This window comes from Salinifilum aidingensis (genome assembly GCF_054782015.1).
In genome coordinates, this window is sequence record NZ_BAAGTH010000015.1 from 100529 (window position 1) to 123071 (window position 22543).

Sequence of the window (22543 nt, forward strand, 5' to 3'; positions counted from 1 at the left end):
CCGCGTCGAGTCCGGCGAGTGCGCTTCCGCCGGTCGGGCCGGGCTGACTGGCAGGCGGGGAAATGGACACCACAACTCCATCGTTCCTGGCGTTAGCACCTGCCCGGGGGGTGGTTGCTGCGGCGTCGTCGAGCCAGGTCTCTCGGCCGCTCGGGATGGGTTCTTCGCGATTTCCCGAATAGTAGACCCTACTGGCACGCTCCCGCGCAAGCTGTTATGGCCCACGTAACGAAACGGATCGGACATGTCGCGCTCACGCGTTCGAGTGGCGACGACGCGCGTTCGAGTGGCCACAGCTCGCGTTCACCCCGGAGGCATTCGTCCCGCGGAGTCCCGTTCCGGGCGCGTTCGACCCGAGGCGCGAGGTGCTCGCACCCTCGCGCTGATCCCGCGGAACGGGTGCAGCGGAACGGGTACCGCCGAACGGGGTCAGCCGCGGGCGCGCTCCACGATGCGCGCGAAATCGGCCACGCGCAGCCGCTCCCCGCGGGCCGCGGGGTCGATGCCCGCCGCCCGCAGCAGCTCCTCGGCGCGCCCGGCCGAACCCGCCCACGGCGACAGCGCCGCGCGCAGCGTCTTCCGGCGCTGCGCGAAGGCCTGGTCGACGAGGCGGAACACCTCCTCGCGCGGCACCGCCGAGGGCGGATCGACGCGCTCGAACGCCACCAGCCCGGATCCCACGTTCGGCACCGGCCAGAACACGCCGCGCGGAACGGACCCGGCGCGCCGCACCTCGGCGAACCACGCGGCTTTCACGCTCGGCACGCCGTAGTCGCGCCCGCCCGGGCTCGCGGCGAGCCGGTCGGCGACCTCGGCCTGCACCATCACGAGTCCACTGCGCACGCTCGGCAGTTCCGCGAGCAGGTGCAGCACCACCGGCACGGCCACGTTGTACGGCAGGTTCGCCACCAGCGCGGTCGGGTTCTCCGGGAAGTCCTCCGCGCGCACGCGCAACGCGTCCGCCTGCACGGTGCGCAGGTGCTCGCTGCGCTCCGGGGCGCGCTCGGCGACCGTGCGCGGCAGCCGCCCCGCCAGCGCCGCGTCGACCTCGACCGCGGTGACCGCGCGGACCCGGTCCAGCAGCCCCAGGGTCAGCGACCCCAGTCCCGGTCCCACTTCGAGCACCACGTCGCCGGCGTCCACACCGGCGGTGGACACGATGCGCCGCACCGTGTTGGCGTCGTGCACGAAGTTCTGCCCGAGCTTCTTGGTCGGGCGGATCCCGAGCTCCTCGGCCAGCCTGCGCACATCGGCCGGGCCGAGCAGTGTCGCCTGCTGGTCCACGCGCACCAATGTACCGGCCTGGGGCGGCGGCGATCGGACGCGTCCGCGACGGATCCGACCCGCTCTCCCGCGTTTCCGGCCGAAACCGCGGTCGCGGGGCCGGAGACACCACCGCCGCACCGGTCCGTCAGACGAGCGGCGAAGCCGCTTCCTGCCCGCGTACGCGGACCGACCCGCCGGGGGTTCTCCCAGCTACCCCACCCACCCGCCCGCAACGGCCAATTCCGCGCAGCCACTCAGCTCAGGCCGAGCTCGCTCGAGCACGCCGGCCAGGCGCCGTAGCCCCCGCGTGAGTCGCGCACCTTCTCGGCGACGGAGATCTGCTGCTCGCGGCTGGCCTGGTGCGGGTACTCGGCGTGCTGGTCGCCGCCGAAGGCGTCCCACGTGGACTTGTCGAACTGCAGCCCGCCGTAGTAGCCGTTGCCGCTGTTGATCTGCCAGTTGCCGCCGGCCTCGCACTGCACGAGCTTGTCCCACACACCGCTGTTCGGCGGTTCCTTGCCGCCGACGCGGATCACGCGGGGCTCGGCCTGCTGGACGACCTTCTCGTTGATGGTCTCCCGGGAGACCTCGTCGCCGTTGTGCTCGGTCACGCGGGTGACCAGGATCTTCTCCCCGGCCTTGCCGGGGTTCTCGACGTGCTCCTCGCCCTTGAGCATGGAGTTGTCGACGATCTCCTGCACCGGCGGTTCGATCGGCTGGCGCACGTTGATCACCGAGCGGTCGGTGCGGTCGATGCGCACCTCGGTGCCGTCGGTGATCTTCTGTCCGCCGCCGGGCGTGACCTCGTCCTGCGGCCCCAGCTCGAGGTTCTGCTCGCGGAGCAGGTCCTGGACGGTGACCGCGTGCGTGGTGATCGGACGCGGCTGGCCGGAGCCGTCGACGACCGTGATGTCCTTGCTCGTCTGCACGCTGACGGTCATGCCGTCGCGCGGAACGGCCCGGTTGAGGTCCGCGGAGACCTGGGCGTCCTGCACGGACACGCCCATCTGCCGCAGCGCCTGGCCGACGGTGGCCGAGCGGACCCACTCCTCGCGCTGCTGCCCGTCCACGGACACCTTCATCAGGCGGCCGCGGTCGAGCGTGATGGTGTCGCCGTGGTCGACCTCGGCCTGCGGGGAGGGGCTCAGCGCGTCGTGCGGCCCCACGTTGATGCCCTCGTCCTCGAGGACCTCGCCGACCGTGGAGTCGTAGGTGTTGACGGACAGCTCCTTGCCGTCCACCTCGACCGTGACGGACTTGTCCATCGCAGCCGCGGCAGCGCCGCCACCGGTCAGCGACAGCACGACCGCGGCCACGGCGCCCTTGACGAAGCGCCGCTTCCAGGCGGTGAGCGCTTCCTCGCCCTCCTCCCGGTCGGCTTCGGCCTGCGCTTCCGGCTGCGCCTCGGCCTCCGCCGGCTCGTCCGGGACCACCGGCAGCGGCACGGCGGGCAGCACCGTGGTCTCGGCGTTGATCAGCCGGATGACCTCGTGGACGTCGATCTCCGCCGTGGCCAGCAGGTCCTCGGCGTCCGAGCCGAGCGCCTCGTAGACGTCCTGCGGGGTGATCTCCAGGGTGCCCGGCGGAATGCTCGGGTAGTCATCGGACGGGAAACCGCGGAGCGCGCGCTCCATCGTGTCCGGGAAGCTCCCGATCGCCGGGATGTCCTGCGTGGACAGCACCGGGTCCGGGGCCTCGGCCGTGCGCGGGCGGTCCAGCACGCCCACGGCGCTCGCCCGCGCCGCGGGGCGGGACTGCGCCTCGCTCGGGTCGATCCAGGTCCGCTCCGCGCTGCGCGGCTGGTGCCACGCGGCGGTGTCCTCGATCACTCCGGCCAACCGGCCGGTCCGCCACTGGTCGGCGCCCCCGCCGGGACCGCGCCTGCCGCCCCGCGGAATCGTGTTCGCCGGTATCCCGGATGTCGCCTGGTCGACACCGCTGCGCGCGGGATTGCCGGGGTCGTCGCTTTCGTTCACCGGGTCGCTACCTCCCGAAGGCGCAAAAGCCGTACCTGCGGGACTCGGCGAGCCGCACTCTCCCCCGCGGGGCGCATGCCGGACACTCCTGTCCCGGGTCAGCACGGTGCTTTCGTGCTTCGCGTGTGTACTCGACTCCCGTAGCCGAGCGCCGTCCCAGCCAATCCGGCGGATTGGCTCCCCGACGTGCTCCGGCGGCGACTAGCGGGCATCCGTTCCCACGGCACTCGTTGACGTGGGTTATGGCGCTGAGACTTTAGCGTGATCTCCGCTGCCGAACCAAGGAACCAACATCGCTATGTGACTCGTATTACCCAACATCGCGGGCCTGATCGTCACACGCGGTGACATTTCGCCACAGCTGCGCTCCCGTTCGTCACTCATTCAGCGGTACTCCCGCGCTCGACGGCCGGCGAGCGCGCACAGCGCTCCCGGGCGCGGCCCGAGCGCTCAACGCGAACGGAATTCGCTGGTGACGACCGCGCAGGAGGACGGCAGCGGTGCTCGCGTCACCGCGGCAGCCCCAGCTTCCGGGAGCACGCGGGCCACGCCCCGTAGCCCCCGCGATCGGCGCGGACCGCTTCACCGACTGAAATCTGCTGCTCCCGAGAAGCGTTGTGGGCATATCCGGCGAACCGGTCACCCTCGTAGGCTCGCCAGGTGCGCGCGTCGAACTGCAGCCCGCCGTAGTAGCCGTTGCCGGTGTTCGCCTGCCAGTTGCCGCCCGCCTCGCACTCGGCGAGCCTGTCCCACACGAGCCGGCCCTCGGCGCCCGCGGGGGCCGCCTGCGCGGCCAGCGCGGGACCGGCCGCGGCGCCGAGCGCGAACACCGCCGCGAGGGCGAAGCGCCCGGAAGCGCGGGCAGCGCGACCGCGGTGCCGGGGAACGGGGCCGCGGTGCTCGGGGAGATCGGCGTGCTGGGAGGAACCGGCCGTGCCGCCGTCGTTGCGCATAACCGTCCTGACTCTCGCGGGTCCGGGCAGAGGACGCGGGAACCGCGGGTGCTCGGTGCGCCGCGGCGGTTCCCGGTTCGGGGGCTCCTCATCCCGGCTTCCACTTCGGACGGTACGAAGTGCGCACTCCCCCGCAAGCCGGACGACGACGCGCCGCTCTTACCACATCACGCGACGAGTCCGGATCCAGGTGTCAGGTCACGGGATCGAGTGAAAACGTCCGCTCGGCGGTGCGCGTGGTCGCCACGGTGAGTTCCTCCAGCGGCTGGCCGCGCAGCTCGGCGAGATCCCGAAGAGTGTAATTCACGCAGTACGGCTCGTTCGGACGCCCGCGGTAGGGGTGCGGGGCCAGGAACGGGGCGTCGGTCTCCACCAGCATCTGCTCCGCGGGCGCGATCTCCGCCGCCGCGCGCACCCCCTTGGCGTTGCGGAACGTCGCCGTGCCCGCGAAGGACAGCACGTAGCCCGCGTCCAGGCACCGCCGGGCGACGTCGGCGTCACCCGAGAAGCAGTGGAACACGACGGTTTCCGGAGCACCCTCCTCGTCGAGGATGCGCAGGATGTCCTCGTGCGCCTCGCGGTCGTGGATCATCAGCGGCTTGCCGCAGCGCTTGGCGAGGTCGATGTGCCAGCGGAAGGCCTCCTGCTGCGCCGCGGGCGAGGCGTAGTCCCAGTAGTAGTCCAGCCCCGTCTCCCCGACCGCGACGACCCGCGGGTGGTCGACGAGCCCGGTGAGCACCTCGCGGTCGGAGTCGTCGAACTTCTCCGTGCGCGTCGGGTGCAGCGCCACGGCGGCGACGACGCGCTCGTCCCACTCGGCCGCGCGCACCGTCCACTGCGCCGACTCGATGTCGTCGGCGACCGTCACCAGCCGGCCCACCCCGGCCCGCGCGGCGCGGTCGGCCGCCGCGCGCACGCCCTCCGGCGTCGTCGCACCGATGGCGTCCAGGTGGGTGTGCGCGTCCACCGCCGCCGCCGGTAACGACTCGGGCACCGGCGGCAGCTCCCGCTTGCTGCTCATCATCCCTCCACATCAGCGGTGGTGCGGGAACACCACCGTCCACACACGACGGAGGCACCGCCGCCGGTCCGCGACCGGGCGGGGTGCCTCCTCGAACGCGCCGCCGATCACTCCGCCGGCGTCACTCCGGGATCGGCGCCCATTCCGGGCCGGTGTCGGCCAGCTCCTGGTCGACCTTGCCGAACAGGGGCTTCGGCTTCGCCAGCGGACGGCCCACCGGCACCTCCTGCGGGCCCCAGCTCGCCTGCTCCTGCTCGTACTCGCCCATGAGCACGGGGTACTGCGACCCGTCGCCGGCGTCGGAGACCTCGTGCAACTCCGGCTGGGCCGACCACACGCCGGTCCCGCCGAGCAGTTCGTGCACCTTCTGCCCCGAGTGCGGCAGGAACGGCGTCAGCAGGGCGTTGGCGTCCGCCACCACCTGCAGCGCGGTGTGCAGCACCGAATCGCGGCGGTCCGGGTCGTCGCCGAGCTTCCACGGCTCCTGGTCGGACAGGTACTTGTTCGCCGCGCTGACCACGCGCATCGCCTCCTGCGCGGCGTTCTTGAACCGCGAGCCGCGCAGGTTCGCGCCCACGGCGTCGAAGGCCTCGCGGGCCTGCCGGCGCAGCTGCTCGTCCTCCTCGCGCGGAGCGTTCGGCGCGGGCACGCCGCCGTTGTTCTTCGCGGCCAGCGAGATCGCCCGGTTGACCAGGTTGCCCCACTCGTTGGCCAGCTCGAAGTTCGTCCTGCGGACGAACTCGTCCCAGGTGAAGTCGGTGTCCTGGTTCTCGGGCCCGGCCACGGAGATGTAGTACCGCAGCGCGTCCGGGCCGAACTCGCGGAGGAAGTCGCGGACGTAGATGACCGTGCCCCGCGAGGTGGAGAACTTCGAGCCGCTCATCGTGAGGAACTCGCTGGAGACGATCTCGTCCGGCAGCTTCAGCTCGCCGTACGGGCCGGTCTCACCGCCCCTGTCGCCCTGGCCGTTGTGGCCCATGAGCAGCGCCGGCCAGATCTGGGCGTGGAAGGTGATGTTGTCCTTGCCCATGAAGTAGTAGGCCTGCGCGGACGGGTCGGTCCACCACGCCTGCCACGCGTCGGGGCGGCCGATGCGCTGGGCCCACTCGACGCTGGCGGAGAAGTAGCCGATCACCGCGTCGAACCAGACGTACAGCCGCTTCATCGACTGGTCCCGCCAGCCCTCCAGCGGGATCGGCACGCCCCAGTCGAGGTCGCGGCTGATCGCCCGGGGGCGCATGTCCTCGACGAGGTTGCGCACGAACCGCAGCACGTTCGGCCGCCAGTCGGTGCGCGTGGACAGCCACTTGCCGAGCGATTCGGTGAACGCGGGCAGGTCCAGGAACAGGTGCTCGGTCTCCTGGAACGCCGGGCGCTCTCCGTTGATCCGCGAGACCGGGTTGATCAGGTCGGCCGCGTCGAGCTGGTTCCCGCAGTTGTCGCACTGGTCGCCGCGCGCGCTGTCGGCCCCGCAGAGCGGGCAGGTGCCCTCGATGTAGCGGTCCGGCAGCGTGCGGCCGGTCGACGGGCTGATCGCCCCGGTGGTCGTCTTCGGCTGGATGTAGCCGTTGCGGTACATCGCCTTGAAGATCTCCTGCACCACGGCGTAGTGGTTGCTCGTCGTGGTGCGGGTGAACAGGTCGTAGGACAGCCCGAGGCCCTGCAGGTCCTCGGCGATGACGCGGTTGTACTTGTCGGCGACCTCCCGCGGGCTCAGGCCCTCCTTCTCGGCCTGCACCAGGATCGGCGTGCCGTGCTCGTCCGTGCCGGACACCATGAGCACCCGGTTGCCCGCCATTCGCTGGTAACGCGTGAACACGTCCGACGGCACACCGAAACCCGACACGTGGCCGATGTGCCGCGGACCGTTGGCATAGGGCCAGGCCACGGCAGTCAACACGGAGGTGCTCATGTTTCCAGCCTACGGCGCACCACCGGAACCGCTCGAACCGCCCGCCCCGCGCGCCGCCGGGTCCCGAGGAGGGCGGGGCGGTGGACTTTTCCCGGGAAATGCGTCCCTCACATCACTCGAGCGGGGGTGGAGCGCGGCAGCGGCCCGTCCGCCGAGCGCCCCTCATCCGACCAGGTCGGCGCGGAACAGGTCCACGTTGTACGGGCCCCACTGGGTGAGCGTGAAGTACAGCGCCGGCCGGTCCCGCGGCCACGGGCACTGGAACCCGCCGTACAGCGCCGGGTAGTCGAAGCCGGCCACCGCGACCTCCCCCGCGCTCCACGGCCCGGTCAGCTCCGGAGCGCTGCGCAGCACGATCGCCGCGCGGTGCTCGTCCAGGTGCGTGGCCAGCCACACCCCCAGGTAGTCGTGGAACCCCACCGAGACCTCCCCGACCGGCGCGGGCAGCAGCGCCGCGGCGCGGTACGGGTCCTCGCCCCAGCCGTCGCCGGTCCAGTACCGGTAGGCGCGCGCCTGCAGCAGGTCCTCCGCCGGCACCGCGGCCAGGTGCGCCGCCCCGAACCGCCCGCTGGGCGTGCCGAGCAGGTACACCCAGCCGTCCACGACCCCGGCGAACCCGACCATCTGGAACGGGTGCCCGCCCTGGTCGCGGCGGCGCAGCCGGTCGAGCGTCCGCTGCTTGCGGTTCGGCCACACGGCCGTGCGCGACTTCGTCCACGTCCGGCCGCCGTCCTCGGAGAAGGCCAGACCGGCGTAGTTCGTGTGCCACACGCCCGGCACTCCCCAGCACCGGACGGACATGTAGTGCAGGTACTCCCGCCCGTCGACGGAGATCCCCGAGGTCGGGATGATCGTCGCCGCGCGCACCTCCCGGTCCGGTGCCAGCACCTGGCCGGCCGCGCCGTCCCCGCGGGGGAGCATCCAGTCCAGCCGCAACCCCGCCCCCGGGTCGGCGGCGCCGCTGCGGGCGAGCACGTTGCAGCGCCAGTCGGCCGTGCGGGGCCCGGCCCCGTAGCCGCCCCAACCGCTGCCGTAGGTGTCGCCGAACGCGACGAGCATCCCCCCGTCGGCGCTGCGCCAGGGGATGCCGAGGTCCGTGGCGGTGACCCCGAAGCGGCTCGCGGTCCGGTTCCGCGACTCCTCGCCGGTCACGCGTCCGATCCGGACGCTGGTGAGCACGCGCACCATGGAGCCCACCGTAGACCGGCGGGCGCGGCGGCGCCCCGCGCCGGCGGCCCCGACGCGCGGCAGCGGGAACGCGAGCCAGGTCACCCCGCCACCTCCGGCGGCGGGAGCGGTGGTGCGCACCCGGCATACTCGGCGGGATGCAGCTGTACACGCGGCCGCTGGACGCCGACGCCCACCCCTCGGCGGTGCTGCGGGCGCTCGTCGCCCGCGCCCGGCGCCACCACCTGCCCGGCCCGGCCGCGCTGACCGGCGAGTGGTTCGGCTCGAGCGCGGTGCTGGCCCCCTCCGTGGCGATCACTCCGCGGGAGTCCGAGTTCGGCCCGCTCGACGCGGCCGACCCCCCGGTGTCCGGCGACCGGCCGGGGGCGGTCGGCGGCGGGTGGATCGGCTACCTCGGCTACCCCGACCGCCACGCCCAGCCGCGGCGCCTGCCCCGCACCGCGTGGGGTTGGGCCGACCACGTGCTGCGCCGCGACCGCGACGGCCGGTGGTGGTTCGAAGCGCTGGGCGCCGAACCGCCGCCCGCGGAGCTGATCACCGAGCTCGCCGGGCTCGTGCGCACCGCTTCCGCACCGGCGACGGCCCACCGGAGCGCCCCGGCCGGGTGGACCGGAACGGCCGCGCACCCGGACGGCGAGCAGCACCGCAAAGCGGTGCGGCGCTGCGTCGCCGAGATCGCCGCCGGGGAGATCTTCCAGGCCAACATCTGCTGCCGGTTCGGCGTGCGCTCCGACGCCGAACCGTGGGAGGTCTTCGCCCACGGCAGCGCCCGGTTCTCCCCGGCCCGCGCGGCGTACCTGGCCGGCCCGTGGGGAGCGGTCGCGTCCCTGTCACCCGAGCTGTTCCTGCGGCGCACCGGGCGCGAGGTCCGCTCCCGGCCGATCAAGGGCACGCTGCCGCGCCGCGGACCCGCCGACGACGCCAACGCGGAAGCGCTGCGCTCCTCGGCCAAGGACACCGCCGAGAACGTGATGATCGTGGACATGGCGCGCAACGACCTCGGCCGCGTCGCCGAGGTCGGCACGGTCACCGTGCCGCGGCTGCTCGAGGTGGAACCGCACCCCGGCGTGTGGCACCTCGTCTCCGAGGTGCGCGCCGAGGTCCCCGCCGACCTGCCCCACGGGCGGCTGCTGCGGGCGACGTTCCCGCCCGCCTCGGTGACCGGCGCGCCGAAGCCCCGGGCGGTGCAGATCATCGACGAGCTGGAGGCGCAGCCGCGCGGCCTCTACTGCGGTGCGATCGGCATGGCCTCCCCCGCGGCCGGCATGGAGCTCAACGTGGCCATCCGCACGCTGGAGCACCGCGACGGTGAGTACGAGTTCGGCGTGGGCGGCGGCATCACCGCCGACTCCGACCCGGACGCCGAGTGGCAGGAGAGCCTCACCAAGGCCGCGCCCCAGCTGGCCGTGCTCGGCGCCGCGGAGCGGTAGGCCGCGCGCAGCGCGTTCCGCGCCCGGATCTCCGCCGCGGACTCGCTCACTCCTGCTCGCGGGCGGCCAGCACCGCGTCGTAGAGCTCCTTCTTGCGGACACCGGACAGCTCGGCCACCTCGGCGACCGCGTCCTTGAGCCGCACGCCCGCGGAGGCCCGCTGCTCCACCTGCGGCACGAGCGCGCGCGGATCGCTCGGCGCCACCTCGGCGCCGCCGAGCACCACGGTCAGCTCCCCGCGCACGCCCGCGGCGGCCCACTCGGCGAGCTCGGCCAGCGAGCCCCGCCGGACCTCCTCGTAGGTCTTGGTCAGCTCCCGGCACACCGCGGCCGGGCGGGACCCGCCCAGCACGTCCACCGCGTCGGCCAGCGTGTCGGCCAGCCGGTGCGGGGCCTCGAAGAACACGGCGGTGCGCCGCTCGGTGCGCAGCGCGTCGAACCACCGCCGCCGCTCGCCCGACTTGCGCGGCGGGAAGCCTTCGAAGCAGAACCGGTCCGAGGGCAGGCCGGACAGCGCCAGCGCCGTGGTCACCGCCGACGGCCCGGGCAGGCAGGTCACCGCGATCCCCTCGGCCGCGCACGCGGCGACCAGGCGGTAGCCCGGGTCGGAGACGCTGGGCATGCCCGCGTCGGTGACGAGCAGCACGGTGCTGCCGCCGCGCAGGTCCGCCAGCAGCGCGTCCGTCCGGGCGGCCTCCACCGCGTCGTAGTAGCTGACGACCCGGCCGGCGGGCAGCGCCTCGATGCTGGAGGCGAGGGCCCGCACCCGGCGCGTGTCCTCGGCCGCGACGACGTCGGCGGTGCGCAGCGCTTCGCGCAGCCGCGGCGAAGCGTCCCGCGCGTCCCCCAGCGGGGTCGCCGCGAGCAGCAGGGTTCCCGGAGCGTCAGGTGCCGGCATCGCCTTCGAGCCTAGACCGCGCGCGATCGCCCGGTCGGCCGAGGTGGCCGTGCACCGGCGGTCACCGCCCACCCCTACGATCCCGGGGGTGTGAGCGTCCTCGTGCCCGAATCCACCGGCCGTTCCGACGAGCTGGTTCCCGCCGGGCGGACTCCGCCGCCCGGAGCTCCCGGGCAGCGCGACCCGCGCGGGCCGCTGCGCGTGGCCATGCCCCCCGACCGCCTCCGGGGGTGGCTCGTCGCGCTCGTGCTGGGGGCGCTCGGCGGGCTGGTGCGGCTGTGGAACCTGGGGCACCCCACCGACGACGGCACGCCGATCTTCGACGAGAAGCACTACGTGCCGCAGGCGTGGCAGATGCTGCGCAACGGCGGGTACGAGGACAACCCGGGCTACGAGCTGGTCGCGCACCCGCCGGTGGGCAAGCAGCTCATCGCCGTGGGCGAGTGGCTGCTCGGCTACGGCCCGTGGGGCTGGCGGATCACGGCGGCGCTGGCCGGGACGCTGATGATCGTGCTGATCGTCCGCATCGGCCGCAGGCTGACCCGCTCGACCCTGCTCGGGGCGGTCGCCGGGGTGCTGCTGATCTGCGACGGGCTCAGCCACGTGCAGTCGCGGGTGGGCATGCTCGACGTCTTCCAGGCGGTGTTCGTCCTCGCCGCCTTCGGCTGCCTGCTCGTCGACCGCGACCAGGTCCGCCAGCGCCTGGAGCGGGTCGTCGCCGAAGGCCGCGCGACCGCCTCCGACTGGGGACCGCGGCTCGGTTTCCGCTGGTGGCGGCTGGCCACCGGGGTGTCGCTGGGCCTGGCCTGCGGGGTGAAGTGGAACGGCGTCTACTGGCTCGCCGCGTTCGGTCTGCTCTCGGTGCTCTGGGACGCCCTGGCGCGGCGCACCGCCGGGGTGCGCCGACCGTGGGCGGGCGCGCTGCTGCGGGACACCCCCGCCGCGCTGTGGGCGCTGCTCGTGCTGCCGCTGGTGGTGTACTTCGGCACCTGGGCCGGCTGGTACGCCAGCGAGACGGCCACGGACCGGCACGCGGTGGACCTCGACCAGGTCGGGTTCGGCTTCCTGCCCGACATGTTCCGCTCGCTGCTGCACTACCACTTCAACGTGCTGGAGTTCCACGAAGGACTGACCTCGTCGCACCCGTGGGAGTCGAAACCGTGGTCGTGGCCGATGGGTCTGCGGCCGATGGCCTACGCGATCGACGAGACCGCCAGCGGCTGCGGCCGCCCGGAGTGCGTCGAGGCCACGATGCTGCTGGGCACGCCGGCCCTGTGGTGGGCGGCGCTGCCCGTGGCGGGCTGGGCGGTCTGGCGCGCGGCGGCCCGCTTCGACTGGCGGTACGCGGCGGTGCTCGTCGCCTACTCCGGCGGGTACCTGCCCTGGTTCCTCAACCTCGACCGCACCATGTACTACTTCTACGCCACACCGCTGGCGCCGTTCCTGGTGCTGGGGATCACGCTGGTGCTCGGGGAGGTGCTCGGCAGGGCCACCGACACCGCTGAACGCCGGCGCACGGGTCTGCTGGCGGTGTCGTTGTACATCGGGCTGGTCGTGGCGAACTTCCTGTGGCTGTGGCCGGTGCTCAACGCCGAGCCCATCACCCAGGGCCACTGGGACGCGGAGCTGTGGCTGCCCTCCTGGCGGTGACCGGCCGAGGGAGTCCGCGGATTGGCTGGTGTAGCGGGTCGGGCGGGGAATCCCCGTCGGGGCGGTCCGCGCGCGGGGAGGAAGCGGCTGCACCGCTTGCCTTGACGGACCGCTGCGGCCAAGCACACGGCCACCGAACCGCGCGACCACTGACGCTGCCCTCCTGGCGGAGCCGTGGCGTTGGAAGCGGTCGTAGACTGCGCCGCATGGTCCACGCCCCGGACGAACCGCTGCCCGAGGTCACGGCGAGCGAATCCGCCCTGCGCCGTTTCCTGCACGGCCTGCCCGCCGTCGACGCGGTGGGGTTGCAGCAGCGCGCTGACGAGCTCGCCGGCCGAGCGCTCAAGGACGGCACCAAGGACCGGGCCATCGACGCGGCCATCGGCATGCTCGACCTGACCACCTTGGAAGGCGCCGACACGCCCGAGGCGGTGCGGCGGCTCTGCGGGCGGGCGCGGCACCCGGACCCGCCCGCGGCGGCACCGCCGGTGGCGGCGGTGTGCGTCTACCCGGACCTGGCCGCGACCGCCGTCGCCGCGACCCGGGGGTCTCCGGTGCGGGTCGCCTCGGTGGCCACGGCCTTCCCCGCCGGCCGGGCGTCGCAGGAGGTCAAGCTCGCCGACGTGCGGCAGGCGGTCGAGGCCGGCGCCGAGGAGGTCGACATGGTGCTCGACCGGGGAGCGTTCCTGGCCGGGCGCTGCGGCCGGGCGCACGAGGAGATCCGCGCGGTCAAGCAGGCCTGCGGCGGCGCGCACCTGAAGGTGATCCTGGAGACCGGTGAGCTCGGCACGTACGACGCGGTGCGCCGGGCCTGCTGGCTGGCCCTGCTGGCGGGGGCGGACTTCGTGAAGACCTCCACCGGCAAGACCTCCCCGGCGGCCACCCTGCCGGTCACGCACGTGCTGCTGCAGGCGGTCCGCGACTGGCACGCGGCCACCGGCCGCCGGTGCGGGGTGAAACCGGCCGGCGGGATCCGCAGCACGAAGGACGCGCTGCGCTACCTGGTCGCCGTGCGGGAGGTCGCCGGAGCTGCGTGGCTCACGCCGGAGCTGTTCCGGTTCGGCGCGTCGAGCCTGCTGGACGATCTGCTGCTGCAGCGGCGCACCCGTGCGGGACGCGCGCGGGTGCGGTCCCACTACGGCACGAAACGCGACCTGGCGGTGGAGTGAATGACGGAGATCCCCTGGGAGTACGCCCCGGCGCCGGAGTCGGCGGGAGCGGCGCAGCTCGCCGCGCGCTACCGGCCGTTCGTCGCCGGCGAGTTCCGCGGCGGCCGCGGACCCGCGCGCCCCGACCGGAACCCGGCCACGGAGGCAGCGCTCGCCGAGGTCGCCACCGCCGCACCCGCGGAGGCGGCCGAGGCGGTGGAGGCCGCGCGCACCGCGCTCGCGGAATGGGCGGAGGTGCCGGGCGCGCGGCGCGCCAAGCACCTGTTCCGCCTCGCACGACTGCTGCAGGAGCGCGCGCGGGAACTGGCCGTGCTGGAAACGCTGGACACCGGGCGTCCGGTGGCGCACACGCGGGAGGGCGACCTGCCGAGCGCGGCGGCGTGGCTGTTCCACTACGCCGGGTGGGCCGACAAGCTGGAGTTCGCCGGGTTCGGGGAGCGGCCGCGGCCGCTCGGCGTCGTCGCGCAGCTGCTGTCCGCCGACGCGCCGCTGCTCTCGCTGGTGCGCGCGGCCGCGCCGGCGCTGGCCTGCGGCAACACCGTGGTGGTCAAGCCGTCGCCGCACACCCCGCTGAGCGCGCTGGTCTTCGCCGAGGTGTGCCGGCAGGCCGGGTTGCCCGCGGGCGTGGTCAACGTGCTGCCCGGCGACGCCGAGCTCGGCGCGGCGCTGGCGGGCTCCGCGGTGGACCAGCTGTTCCTGTCCGGCTCGGCGTCGGCCGCGGCGGCGGTGCGCAGCGCGGCCGGTGCGGTGCCGCTGCGGGTGGACGCGACCGCCCCGGCCGCGCACGTGGTCTTCGACGACGCCGCGCTCGACCAGGCCGTGGACGGTGTGCTGCGGGGCTGCGGGCAGTCCGGGCCGATCGGCTCCCGGGTGTTCGTGCAGGAGCCGCTGGCCGAGCGGTTCACCGAGCACCTGCGGGCCCGGTTGGACGCGGTGCGGGTCGCCGACCCGCTGGACCGCAACACCGAGGTCGGACCGCTCGTGACCGAGCGGCGGCGGGAGCGGTTCGCTGCGCTGGTGGACGAGGCGGCGGCCGCGGGCGCGCTGGTGCACGCGGCCGCCGCGGAGCTGCCGGAGCGCGGGTGGTTCGTCCGGCCGACCATGTGCACCGGGGTCGACGGGACGCTGCCGGTGGCGCGGGAGGCACCGGGCGGGCCCGTGCTGGCGGTGCGCACGTTCCGCACGCCGGAGGAGGCCGTGGCCGGGGCGGGCGACGCGCCCTGCGGTGCCGCCGGCGTCTGGACGGAGAAGGGCTCGCGCGCCCTGTGGGCCGCGGAGCGGATGCGCGCCGAGGTGACCTGGGCGAACACCACCCACCGGTATGACCCGGCCGCTGCGGCCGGCAGCACCGGTGGCCGTTCCGGTTTGGAGACGTACCTCGATGTCTGACACCCGGGAGCGACTCACCGTGGCCAAGACGTACAAGCTCGCGATCGGCGGGCGGTTCCCGCGCTCCGAATCCGGCCGCGTGTACCCGGTGCACTCCTCCGGCGGGGCGTTCCGCGCGAACGCGGCCCAGGCCTCGCGCAAGGACGTGCGGGACGCGGTCGCCGCGGCGGTGAAGGCCGCGGACGGCTGGGCGGCGACGAGCCCGCACAACCGGGGGCAGGTGCTCTACCGGGTGGCCGAGATGCTCGAGTCCCGCCGCGCCGAGTTCACCGCCCTGCTCGACGCCTCCGGCGCCGAGCTCGCCGCGCCGGACACCTCGGCGGTCGTGGACCTGGCGGTGGACCGGCTGGTCTGGTACGCGGGCTGGACGGACAAGATCGGAACGGTGCTGGGCTCGCCCAACCCGGTCGCCGGACCGCTGCTGTCGGTGAGCGCGCCGCGACCGGTCGGCGTGGTCGGCGTCGTCTGCCCCGCCGCATCGCCGCTGCTCGCCGCGGTCAGCCTGCTCGCCCCGGCGCTGGCCGCGGGCAACGCGTGCGTGGTGCTGGCCAGCGAGCCGGACCCGATCCCGGCGAGCACCCTGGCCGAGGTCCTGGCGACCTCGGACGTCCCCGACGGGCTCGTGAACGTGCTGAGCGGTTCGCCGGCGGAGCTGGCGCCGTGGCTCGTCGGGCACGACGACGTGGCGCTCGTGGACGCCCCCGGGGCGGACGCGGAACTGGCCGCGCAGCTGCGGGACGTCGCGGCCGCGGCCGCCGCGGACCTGCGCACCGGTGCGGAGCCGGACTTCACCGCCCCTGCCGGGCCGGCGCGGCTGCGCGCGTGCACGCGCACGACGACCTTGTGGCACCCGGTGGGCGCGTGAGGTGCGCAGGAGGTTCCGCTGCGGAAGCCCCGGCCCAGCCGCAACAGCGGCCCTTCATCACCGGATCTGCCAGTCGAGCCGCCCGTCCTCGGTGACCGTCGGGTAGGCGTGTCCGGCGGGCGTGCCCTCGCTCAGTGAGCGGTGCACGTCGGTGAGCATGGCACCCACCCCGGACCACTCGGGGCGGTGCACCTGCCCGGCTTCGTGCTCCCACTCCACCACGCACCCGTGCAGCCGGCCGGGGCGCAGGTCCACGAGCAGCTCGTCGGAGAAGCCGTCCCCGGCGATGGGGATCCACGCGGGGTGGAAGCCGGTGCACGCCGCGCCCGCGCAGGAGTCGCCGGTCTCCCGTGCGGCGCCGCGCTTGTACCGGTGCGCCCGCCAGGAGTCCATCGCCTTCGCGGCGCCGTAGGGCGTGTAGAACGGCGGCAGCACGTCGGCCAGCACATCGCCGCTGGTCCCGTCGCAGCACTTCCACCACTCCCGCAGTTCCGCGGGCAGCTGGGTCCCGAGCTCGGCCTCCAGCGAGCCGAACACCGGAGGGGACAGCGGGGAGCGGAGCGCGCCCCCGGTCACCGGCGCGTGGTCGGTTAACCAGCGCACAATTCTCGTCCACAAGTCGGTGACGCTCATCGCCGCTCATGATCGGCATCCGAGGCCTCCTCCGGTACCGCCAAAGGTGAGCTCCGTTCGGCACCGGGTGGCCCAACAGCGGCGGAGCGCGGCGCGCACGCCGCTGTTGGGCACGAGGGAGCACCGCGCGCCGGAGGCCCCGGCCGCCCACCGGCGCGGTGCCGGCGAGGCACGGCCCGGCGAGCGGAGCGCGGGTACCGACCCCGTAGGCTTCCGCGACGTCTGGTTCGGTGACCGGAGGTGGAAGAGATGGCGCACGACATCGTTCCCATCGAGCTGGGGTTGCCGCAGGGCGACGTCGTCACGCTCTGGGCTCCGCAGTGGCGGGAGGACGGCGAGGAGTGGGAGGCGTTCCTCGGCCACGACGAGGACCTGTACGCCTTCCCGGACGCCGCGCGGCTGGCAGCGTTCACGCGCACCGCGCAGGAGCACGACCTGGGCGACCACCCGGCGTGGCACGTGGTGCCGAACCTGCCCGCGGCCGATCTGAACCCGGACGAGGACCACCAGTACGACCTGGTGGGCGTGCCGGAACTGCTGACCGAGCCGCTGGACACGTGGACCGTCAGCGAACTCGCCGGGATCGTCGAGATCGCCCGCTCGCTGGCCGACGTGTGCGATCTGGACGCGGTGCACGAGGTGCTCGACGCCGCCGCGGGCTTCTCCGCGCTGCAGCAGGGGCCTATGGCGTTCAACGGCCGCGACGGGCAGCGCCGCTGGGACGAGATCTGCCGCGTCGTGGCGGACCGCTGGGACGAGCTGCTCGACGCGATCGACGCCGTGGTGACCGCTCCGGAGGTGGACGAGGGCGCGGTGGCCACCGCCGAAGCCGAGCTCGCCGAGACCTCGGACGCCTCCGCGGAGGCCGCGGCCGCCACCGCGGAGTCCGATGCGGACGAGGAAGGCGAGGAAGCCGAGGAGGCCGAGCCGACCTGGTGGAACGAGATCGGCATCGACCCGGTCCGCATCGTCACGGCCGGAGCCGAGTACTACACGCTGCGCTGCTACCTCGACGACGAGCCGGTGTTCCTCGGCCGCGACGGGCTGATCGACGTGTTCCGCTCCCCGCGGGCGCTGGCCCGGTTCCTCGCCCAGGCCGAGGAAGTCGACGGCACCGACCTCGCCCGCGTGTCCACCTGGCCGCAGGTCACCGAGAAGGCGACGGCGGGGGAGCTGGAGATCGAGGTCGAGCCGGCGAACACCTACGTGCTCAACGGCCTCGATGCCGACCTGGAAGCGGGTCCGTCCGACGTGGACGCCGCACAGCTGGAGCTCGCCGAGGAGTTGCTCCTCGACGCCGCCGCTTGGACCGGGGACGACGCGGTCTCCGAGGAACTGGGGCCCTCGCAGCGCCTCGGCTGGCTCGTGTCGTTCATCCTGGAGCCCACGCCGAACCGCCTGCCGCCGAGCGCGCCGTTCGACGACGAGGTCCGCGTGTGGCGGGAGCTCGTCGAGAAGTTCGAGCAGAAGCTCCGCAGCCGCTGACCGGTCGCGGCGGTGGCGTGCTCGATTCCCGGCACGGGGGCCCGTTTCGTCCCCGATCGGACACTTCGACCAGCACGATCGCGGCGAGTCCGATATCGATTCGAGCACGATTCCCCGGCGGCGGGAAGAACCGAGGCCGCGTCCGGCTCGGACCGGCCGCGCCCTCCCCCGTCACCACCCCGCTCCGGTCCGTGACGGGGCGAGCTCGCCGACCGGCGAGGGCGGAGCTCGCCCGTCGGCGACGCGGCGTAGTCCGCGCGTGCGCCGGCGCGGCCGACCCACCGGGCACGCGCTCGCGCTCCTCGTGCGCGAGGGCGCGGTGCGACCACGTTGCGTCGACCGTCCTCCTGTCGAACGCGAGGTCGCCTCGCGGAGGCCCTTCATGTGAAGCAGTGTTCATGCACGCCCTGTGACGAACGCGGTTCACGCGGCCGCGCCACGCACGGCGCAACAATCGGGCGATCTTGCCCTGGGGGGCGGCTGATCACGACCTGCCGGAGTAGCTAGGCTTCCGTAGTCCTCAGCTCCCCACGACGAAGGACTCCGGAAGCCGTGACCGAGAACATGTCGTTCGATCGCATGCGCACCATGTTGACGCGTGCGGCTGAAATCCGTGAGAGCGAACAGCAGCAGATCTTCGACGCGCTCGACGAGATCCACGCGAGGCTGACTCCGCTGGAATCCTTGGGCCCGGTGCGGAAGCGGCTGTCGGAGCTGCCGGACCGCACAGAGGTCGGCGTGCTCGCCGAACGGCTCGACGAGACGCTGTCCAAGCTCGAGGGCCAGGACAACGCCCTGTCCGAGCTGAAAACCGCCGTCGAGGGACTGGTCGACAAGCTCGCCACGCCGTTCGCGCAGCTGAACGGGCGGCTCGACGGCATGGCCGGGAACATGGACGGCGTGGTCGGGCGCATGGACGGGCTCGAGGACAAACTCGCCCACATCCACAAGCGGCTCGACGAGCTGGGCGGGCACCTGGACAAGCAGGACAACCGGCTCGAGTCGCTGCCGACCGCGATCCAGGATCCGGTGCGCGACCGCCTCGACTCGCTGGAGACGAATCTGCGCGGCCGGGTCGCCGAGGTTGACGAGGGCCTGCACGAGCACCTCGACGGCACGCGCGAATCGCTGCAGCGCTCGGTCACCGAGAGCACCGACGGCGTGCGTGCTTCGCTGTCCGAGACGGTCTCCGGAACCCGCGAGCAGATCACCGGCAAGCTCGACGAGCTCGCCGAGCGCCCCGCGGTCGATCCGACCGAGCGGCTGGACTCCCTGGCGGAGCGGTTGGACCAGCTCACCGAGCGCCTCAACCAGGTCTCCGGCCGGCTCGACACCGTGGAGAGCAACGTCCACAGCCGCATCGAGACCGCCGAGCAGGGCGTCAAGTCGGGGTTGGACGAGCTCGGCACCTCGGTGAACCAGAACCTCACCGAGATCGGCGGCACGGTTTCCGCGCGCCCCGACGCGGAGGCGCTGGACTCCCTCGTGCGGAAGGCCAACGAGGAGAGCGAGCAGCGGCACGCGGGCCAGCTGGACGAGGCCATGGCCACGTTCGCCGAACTCATCCTCGGCGGGGGCGGCCAGATGCCCCAGCAGTCCGCGTCCGCGCCCACCGCGCTGCCGCGGCAGAACAACCAGCAGCGGCGCGGGCGTTCCAAGAGCGCCAAGCGCGAGTCCGGGGACAAGGCGCTGCCCGCGGAGAGCAGCGACGACGTCGCCGAGACCGCCTGAACCGCGACCGCACCGCTCGCCGGGACCGATTCCGCGGAGGCGCCGCACCGGATCCGCTCCGGGGCGGCGCCGCAGCCGCTCGCCCGCGTCCGCGGTGATCCGCGGAGAGGCCGACCACGCGGTGCCATCCGGGTGGGGCGCCCGAGCACGGGCCGGGCGGTGGTTCGCCCTCACGCCGGTTCCCGGGCGAGGACCAGCGGCCCCGGTGCCACCTCCTCCGCGGAGACGTCGATCCCGGCGGCCACGCAGCGGCGCGCCGCTGGCAGGAGCTCCGGCCGGTTCGTGTGCAGCTCGCACACCACCTGCCCCGCTTCGACCGGCTCTCCTGGTTTCACCAGGCACCGCACCCCGGCGGCGGGGTCGACGGCGTCGTCCTGCCGCGCCCGGCCCGCGCCGAGCCGCCACGCCGCCTCGCCCACCGCGGCCGCGTCCAGGCGCGCGAGCGTTCCCGCGCGCGGTGCGCTGACCGCTTCCACGTGCTCGGCCTCCGGCAGCGGGGCGTCCGGGTCGCCGCCCTGCGCGCGGACGAGACGTCGCCAGCGCTCGTGGGCCTGACCGCTGGCGAGGACGTGTTCCGGGTCCGCGTCGGTGATCCCGGCGTGCGCGAGCAGTTCCCGCGCGAGGGCGAGGGTGAGTTCGACGAGGTCGTCCGCCCCCTGCCCGCGCAGGGTCCGCACGGCTTCGGCGACCTCCAGGGCGTTGCCGACATCGGTGCCCAGCGGCCGCGACATGTCGGTGATGAGCGCGCTCGTGCGCACCCCGTGGGCCCGCCCGATCGCGATCGCGGCGCGGGCGAGCTCCGCGGCCTGCTCCCGGTCGCGCACGAACGCCCCCGAGCCGCACTTCACGTCGAGCACGAGAGCACCGGTGCCCTCGGCGAGCTTCTTGCTCATGATCGAGCTCGCGATGAGCGGAACGGACTCCACGGTTCCGGTGACATCGCGCAGCGCGTAGAGCGCGCGGTCGGCGGGCGCCAACTGCCCGCTCGCCGCGCACACGACCGCGCCCGGGTCGGCCATGCGCTCGCGCACGGCCGCGGTGGACAGCTCGGCGCACCAGCCCGGGATCGCCTCGAACTTGTCCAGGGTCCCGCCGGTGCTGCCGAGCCCGCGGCCGGACAGCTGGGGAACGGCGGCACCGCACGCGGCCAGCAGCGGGGTGAGCACCAGCGTGGTCGTGTCCCCCACCCCGCCCGTGGAGTGCTTGTCCGCGGTGACGACGTCCAGATCGCTCCAGTCCAGCCGCTGACCCGAGCCGAGCATCGCCGCGGTCCAGCTCGCGGTCTCGCGCTCGGTCATGCCGCGGAACACCACGGCCATGAGCAGCGCGGCCATCTGCCCCTCGGTGACCCGGCCGTCGAGGTATCCGCGGATCACCCACGCGATGCGGGCGTCGTCGAGCTCTTCCCCGTCGCGTTTCGCGCGGACGACGTCGACGGCGGTGAACTGCTCGGTGCGGGTTGCGGTGCCTTCCAGTTGCGTCATCTCGACCTCCCTTTGCGCTCACCCAATAAAGAGAGCCGCGGCCGCCGATTCGATACACCCCGATCGAGTGATGTAGCTCTTTTCCACGGCATCGCGGAGGATTCCGCGGAAACGCAGCGGGGTGTTCCGAGCGGCTGCGGACTCCGCGCTCGGGTGCGCACGACCGCCCCGGCGCGGTCGGTGAGGCAAGGCAATCCTTTCCGGCATCGCCCCGGGGCGGATCGCGCGGGGCCGGACCGCGCGGAGGCGGTGGGCAGCGCACTCGCGAAACGCGGAACCGGAGCTCGTTGGTGACATGCCTCTCCACCCGCTATCTTGACGGAGCGGCGCGGAGGTTTCGCGGGTTCCGAATCGGTTTTCCGAACCGATCCACAGGCCGGAACGCTTTGTCTGCTCGATCACAGACGGCACAGGCGAGTAGGCCGAGAACATGTCGTGGGACTAGCATCCCAGAAAGTCAAGGCCCCAGTTCCGTGGCCGGTGACGAGCAGGCAGCCGCACTCGCCGCGCGCGAACGCGGCCCGGACCACCCGGACCACGCCGTGACCGAACTGGGCCGTTCGTCCACCAGCGAGGTTGGAGGGCCTTTCACCATGGCCAGCACCACCGCCTCCGCGGGAGCGCCTCCGCGCGCGGTCTCCAGGCCGCGCGCCAAGGGGACGTTCTACCGCGGCGATCCGGGCATGTGGTCGTGGGTAGCGCACCGCATCACGGGCGTGCTCACATTCTTCTTCCTGTTCGTGCACGTGTTGGACACCGCGCTGGTCCGCATGTCGCCGAACGCGTACGACACGGTCATCGAGACCTACAAGCACCCGCTCATGATCCTGTTCGAGCTCGGGCTGCTCGCGGCCGTGCTCTTCCACGCGTTCAACGGCATCCGGGTCATGCTGGTCGACTTCTGGTCCCGGGGGGCGAAGTACCAGCGCCCCATGCTGTGGACGGTGCTGGTGCTGTGGCTGGTGTTGATCATCCCGGCGGCGATCAGCTTGCTGAGCCGGGCCGTCACGGAATTCCTCGGGGGGCTGTGAGCGATGACCGTCACCGATGCACCGCTGTCCGTCGACAAGCCGCGCTCGCCGCACCGGCGCGCCGCCCGCCGCAGCAACTTCGAGCTCTACAGCTGGTTGTTCATGCGGATGTCCGGCGTCGTGCTGCTGTTCCTCGTCCTGGGGCACCTGCTGATCATGCTGTTCCTGGACGGAGGCGTGCAGCGGATCAACTTCGCCTTCGTCGCGGGCCGCTGGGCCTCCCCGTTCTGGCAGGTCTGGGACCTGGTCATGCTGTGGCTGGCAGCCCTGCACGGCGGAAACGGCTTGCGCACCGTCATCAACGACTACGCTCGCAAGGACACAACCCGTTTCTGGCTGCAGACGCTGCTCAACGTGGCAGTGCTGTTGATCGTGGTCCTGGGCACCTACGTGATCTTCACCTTCGACCCGAACATCGGCTGACCGCGAACCGCAGCGTGGCGGGCGCCCCGCGGCGGCGCC

18 protein-coding genes and 1 riboswitch are annotated in these 22543 nt (G+C 73.4%); of the genes, 9 read left to right on the plus strand and 9 right to left on the minus strand.

Going from position 1 to position 22543, the window contains the following annotated elements; translation table 11 throughout:
• Window positions 1-74: 74 nt before the first annotated feature.
• Window positions 75-162: riboswitch (SAM riboswitch) on the minus strand.
• A 267-nt stretch (window positions 163-429) separates the two neighbouring features.
• The 6 genes from rsmA to ACYVJE_RS19250 form a co-directional block, all read right to left on the minus strand.
• Window positions 430-1284 carry a 16S rRNA (adenine(1518)-N(6)/adenine(1519)-N(6))-dimethyltransferase RsmA gene (gene rsmA, locus ACYVJE_RS19225; protein ID WP_461145535.1) on the minus strand — a complete coding sequence of 285 codons (855 nt, stop codon included), beginning with the start codon at window positions 1282-1284 and terminating at the stop codon, window positions 430-432.
• Between the two features lie 236 nt (window positions 1285-1520).
• Entirely contained in the window at window positions 1521-3242 is a 1722-nt protein-coding gene (locus tag ACYVJE_RS19230) for a ubiquitin-like domain-containing protein (RefSeq protein ID WP_461145536.1), read from the minus strand.
• A gap of 509 nt (window positions 3243-3751) precedes the next feature.
• Window positions 3752-4195, minus strand: coding sequence for a transglycosylase family protein (locus ACYVJE_RS19235; RefSeq protein ID WP_461145537.1), 444 nt, complete (start codon window positions 4193-4195; stop codon window positions 3752-3754).
• 193 nt (window positions 4196-4388) lie between these two features.
• Complete coding sequence (locus ACYVJE_RS19240) at window positions 4389-5216, minus strand: TatD family hydrolase (protein ID WP_461145538.1); 828 nt, start codon at window positions 5214-5216, stop codon at window positions 4389-4391.
• A gap of 121 nt (window positions 5217-5337) precedes the next feature.
• The gene (gene metG / locus ACYVJE_RS19245; protein ID WP_461145539.1) at window positions 5338-7128 is read right to left on the minus strand and encodes a methionine--tRNA ligase; all 1791 of its coding nucleotides are present in this window, start codon (window positions 7126-7128) and stop codon (window positions 5338-5340) included.
• 162 nt (window positions 7129-7290) lie between these two features.
• Complete coding sequence (locus tag ACYVJE_RS19250; RefSeq protein WP_461145540.1) at window positions 7291-8400, minus strand: DUF4185 domain-containing protein; 1110 nt, start codon at window positions 8398-8400, stop codon at window positions 7291-7293.
• Window positions 8401-8453: 53 nt separating this feature from the next.
• Between ACYVJE_RS19250 and ACYVJE_RS19255 the strand changes: the two genes are divergently transcribed.
• Window positions 8454-9746, plus strand: coding sequence for an aminodeoxychorismate synthase component I (locus ACYVJE_RS19255; RefSeq protein WP_461145541.1), 1293 nt, complete (start codon window positions 8454-8456; stop codon window positions 9744-9746).
• 46 nt (window positions 9747-9792) lie between these two features.
• Here ACYVJE_RS19255 and rsmI read toward each other — a convergent pair whose 3' ends face one another.
• Window positions 9793-10644, minus strand: a complete 852-nt coding sequence (gene rsmI, locus ACYVJE_RS19260; RefSeq protein ID WP_461145542.1) for a 16S rRNA (cytidine(1402)-2'-O)-methyltransferase — start codon at window positions 10642-10644, stop codon at window positions 9793-9795.
• A gap of 90 nt (window positions 10645-10734) precedes the next feature.
• Between rsmI and ACYVJE_RS19265 the strand changes: the two genes are divergently transcribed.
• The 4 genes from ACYVJE_RS19265 (at window position 10735) to ACYVJE_RS19280 (ending at window position 15717) form a co-directional block, all read left to right on the plus strand.
• Window positions 10735-12294 (plus strand): dolichyl-phosphate-mannose--protein mannosyltransferase, encoded by a 1560-nt coding sequence (locus tag ACYVJE_RS19265; RefSeq protein ID WP_461145543.1) that lies wholly within the window; start codon window positions 10735-10737, stop codon window positions 12292-12294.
• A 206-nt stretch (window positions 12295-12500) separates the two neighbouring features.
• Window positions 12501-13463 (plus strand): deoxyribose-phosphate aldolase, encoded by a 963-nt coding sequence (gene deoC, locus ACYVJE_RS19270; RefSeq protein WP_459157233.1) that lies wholly within the window; start codon window positions 12501-12503, stop codon window positions 13461-13463.
• Complete coding sequence (locus tag ACYVJE_RS19275; protein WP_461145544.1) at window positions 13464-14852, plus strand: aldehyde dehydrogenase family protein; 1389 nt, start codon at window positions 13464-13466, stop codon at window positions 14850-14852.
• Window positions 14845-15717: an aldehyde dehydrogenase family protein gene (locus ACYVJE_RS19280; protein ID WP_461145545.1), complete on the plus strand. Its 873-nt coding sequence runs from the start codon at window positions 14845-14847 to the stop codon at window positions 15715-15717. The genes ACYVJE_RS19275 and ACYVJE_RS19280 overlap by 8 nt, the downstream gene beginning before the upstream one ends.
• Before the next feature lie 57 nt (window positions 15718-15774).
• On the opposite strand, the gene ACYVJE_RS19285 is transcribed toward ACYVJE_RS19280, so the two are convergent.
• Window positions 15775-16350 carry an SMI1/KNR4 family protein gene (locus ACYVJE_RS19285; RefSeq protein WP_461145546.1) on the minus strand — a complete coding sequence of 192 codons (576 nt, stop codon included), beginning with the start codon at window positions 16348-16350 and terminating at the stop codon, window positions 15775-15777.
• A gap of 249 nt (window positions 16351-16599) precedes the next feature.
• Here ACYVJE_RS19285 and ACYVJE_RS19290 point away from each other — a divergent pair, with 249 nt between their 5' ends.
• The gene (locus ACYVJE_RS19290; RefSeq protein WP_461145547.1) at window positions 16600-17835 is read left to right on the plus strand and encodes a primosomal protein; all 1236 of its coding nucleotides are present in this window, start codon (window positions 16600-16602) and stop codon (window positions 17833-17835) included.
• A 552-nt stretch (window positions 17836-18387) separates the two neighbouring features.
• On the plus strand, window positions 18388-19566 hold the full coding sequence (locus tag ACYVJE_RS19295; RefSeq protein WP_461145548.1) for a hypothetical protein: 1179 nt from the start codon (window positions 18388-18390) through the stop codon (window positions 19564-19566).
• Window positions 19567-19736: 170 nt separating this feature from the next.
• Here ACYVJE_RS19295 and ACYVJE_RS19300 read toward each other — a convergent pair whose 3' ends face one another.
• A complete protein-coding gene (locus ACYVJE_RS19300) occupies window positions 19737-21050 on the minus strand; it encodes a thymidine phosphorylase (RefSeq protein WP_461145549.1) in 1314 nt (437 codons plus the stop codon).
• Between the two features lie 593 nt (window positions 21051-21643).
• Between ACYVJE_RS19300 and sdhC the strand changes: the two genes are divergently transcribed.
• A complete protein-coding gene (gene sdhC / locus ACYVJE_RS19305) occupies window positions 21644-22081 on the plus strand; it encodes a succinate dehydrogenase, cytochrome b556 subunit (RefSeq protein WP_459160078.1) in 438 nt (145 codons plus the stop codon).
• 3 nt (window positions 22082-22084) lie between these two features.
• On the plus strand, window positions 22085-22504 hold the full coding sequence (gene sdhD, locus ACYVJE_RS19310; protein ID WP_459157240.1) for a succinate dehydrogenase, hydrophobic membrane anchor protein: 420 nt from the start codon (window positions 22085-22087) through the stop codon (window positions 22502-22504).
• The last annotated feature ends 39 nt before the right edge of the window (window positions 22505-22543 follow it).

What these genes read in the sequence shown, in the direction of transcription:
- ACYVJE_RS19235 (WP_461145537.1), bottom strand. Translation starts at nt 4,195, where the DNA reads ATGCGCAACGACGGCGGCACGGCCGGTTCCTCCCAGCACGCCGATCTC.
- ACYVJE_RS19240 (WP_461145538.1), bottom strand. Translation starts at nt 5,216, where the DNA reads ATGAGCAGCAAGCGGGAGCTGCCGCCGGTGCCCGAGTCGTTACCGGCG.
- metG (WP_461145539.1), bottom strand. Translation starts at nt 7,128, where the DNA reads ATGAGCACCTCCGTGTTGACTGCCGTGGCCTGGCCCTATGCCAACGGT.
- ACYVJE_RS19255 (WP_461145541.1), top strand. Translation starts at nt 8,454, where the DNA reads ATGCAGCTGTACACGCGGCCGCTGGACGCCGACGCCCACCCCTCGGCG.
- rsmI (WP_461145542.1), bottom strand. Translation starts at nt 10,644, where the DNA reads ATGCCGGCACCTGACGCTCCGGGAACCCTGCTGCTCGCGGCGACCCCG.
- deoC (WP_459157233.1), top strand. Translation starts at nt 12,501, where the DNA reads ATGGTCCACGCCCCGGACGAACCGCTGCCCGAGGTCACGGCGAGCGAA.
- ACYVJE_RS19275 (WP_461145544.1), top strand. Translation starts at nt 13,464, where the DNA reads ATGACGGAGATCCCCTGGGAGTACGCCCCGGCGCCGGAGTCGGCGGGA.
- ACYVJE_RS19280 (WP_461145545.1), top strand. Translation starts at nt 14,845, where the DNA reads ATGTCTGACACCCGGGAGCGACTCACCGTGGCCAAGACGTACAAGCTC.
- ACYVJE_RS19285 (WP_461145546.1), bottom strand. Translation starts at nt 16,350, where the DNA reads ATGAGCGTCACCGACTTGTGGACGAGAATTGTGCGCTGGTTAACCGAC.
- ACYVJE_RS19290 (WP_461145547.1), top strand. Translation starts at nt 16,600, where the DNA reads ATGGCGCACGACATCGTTCCCATCGAGCTGGGGTTGCCGCAGGGCGAC.
- ACYVJE_RS19300 (WP_461145549.1), bottom strand. Translation starts at nt 21,050, where the DNA reads ATGACGCAACTGGAAGGCACCGCAACCCGCACCGAGCAGTTCACCGCC.
- sdhC (WP_459160078.1), top strand. Translation starts at nt 21,644, where the DNA reads ATGGCCAGCACCACCGCCTCCGCGGGAGCGCCTCCGCGCGCGGTCTCC.
- sdhD (WP_459157240.1), top strand. Translation starts at nt 22,085, where the DNA reads ATGACCGTCACCGATGCACCGCTGTCCGTCGACAAGCCGCGCTCGCCG.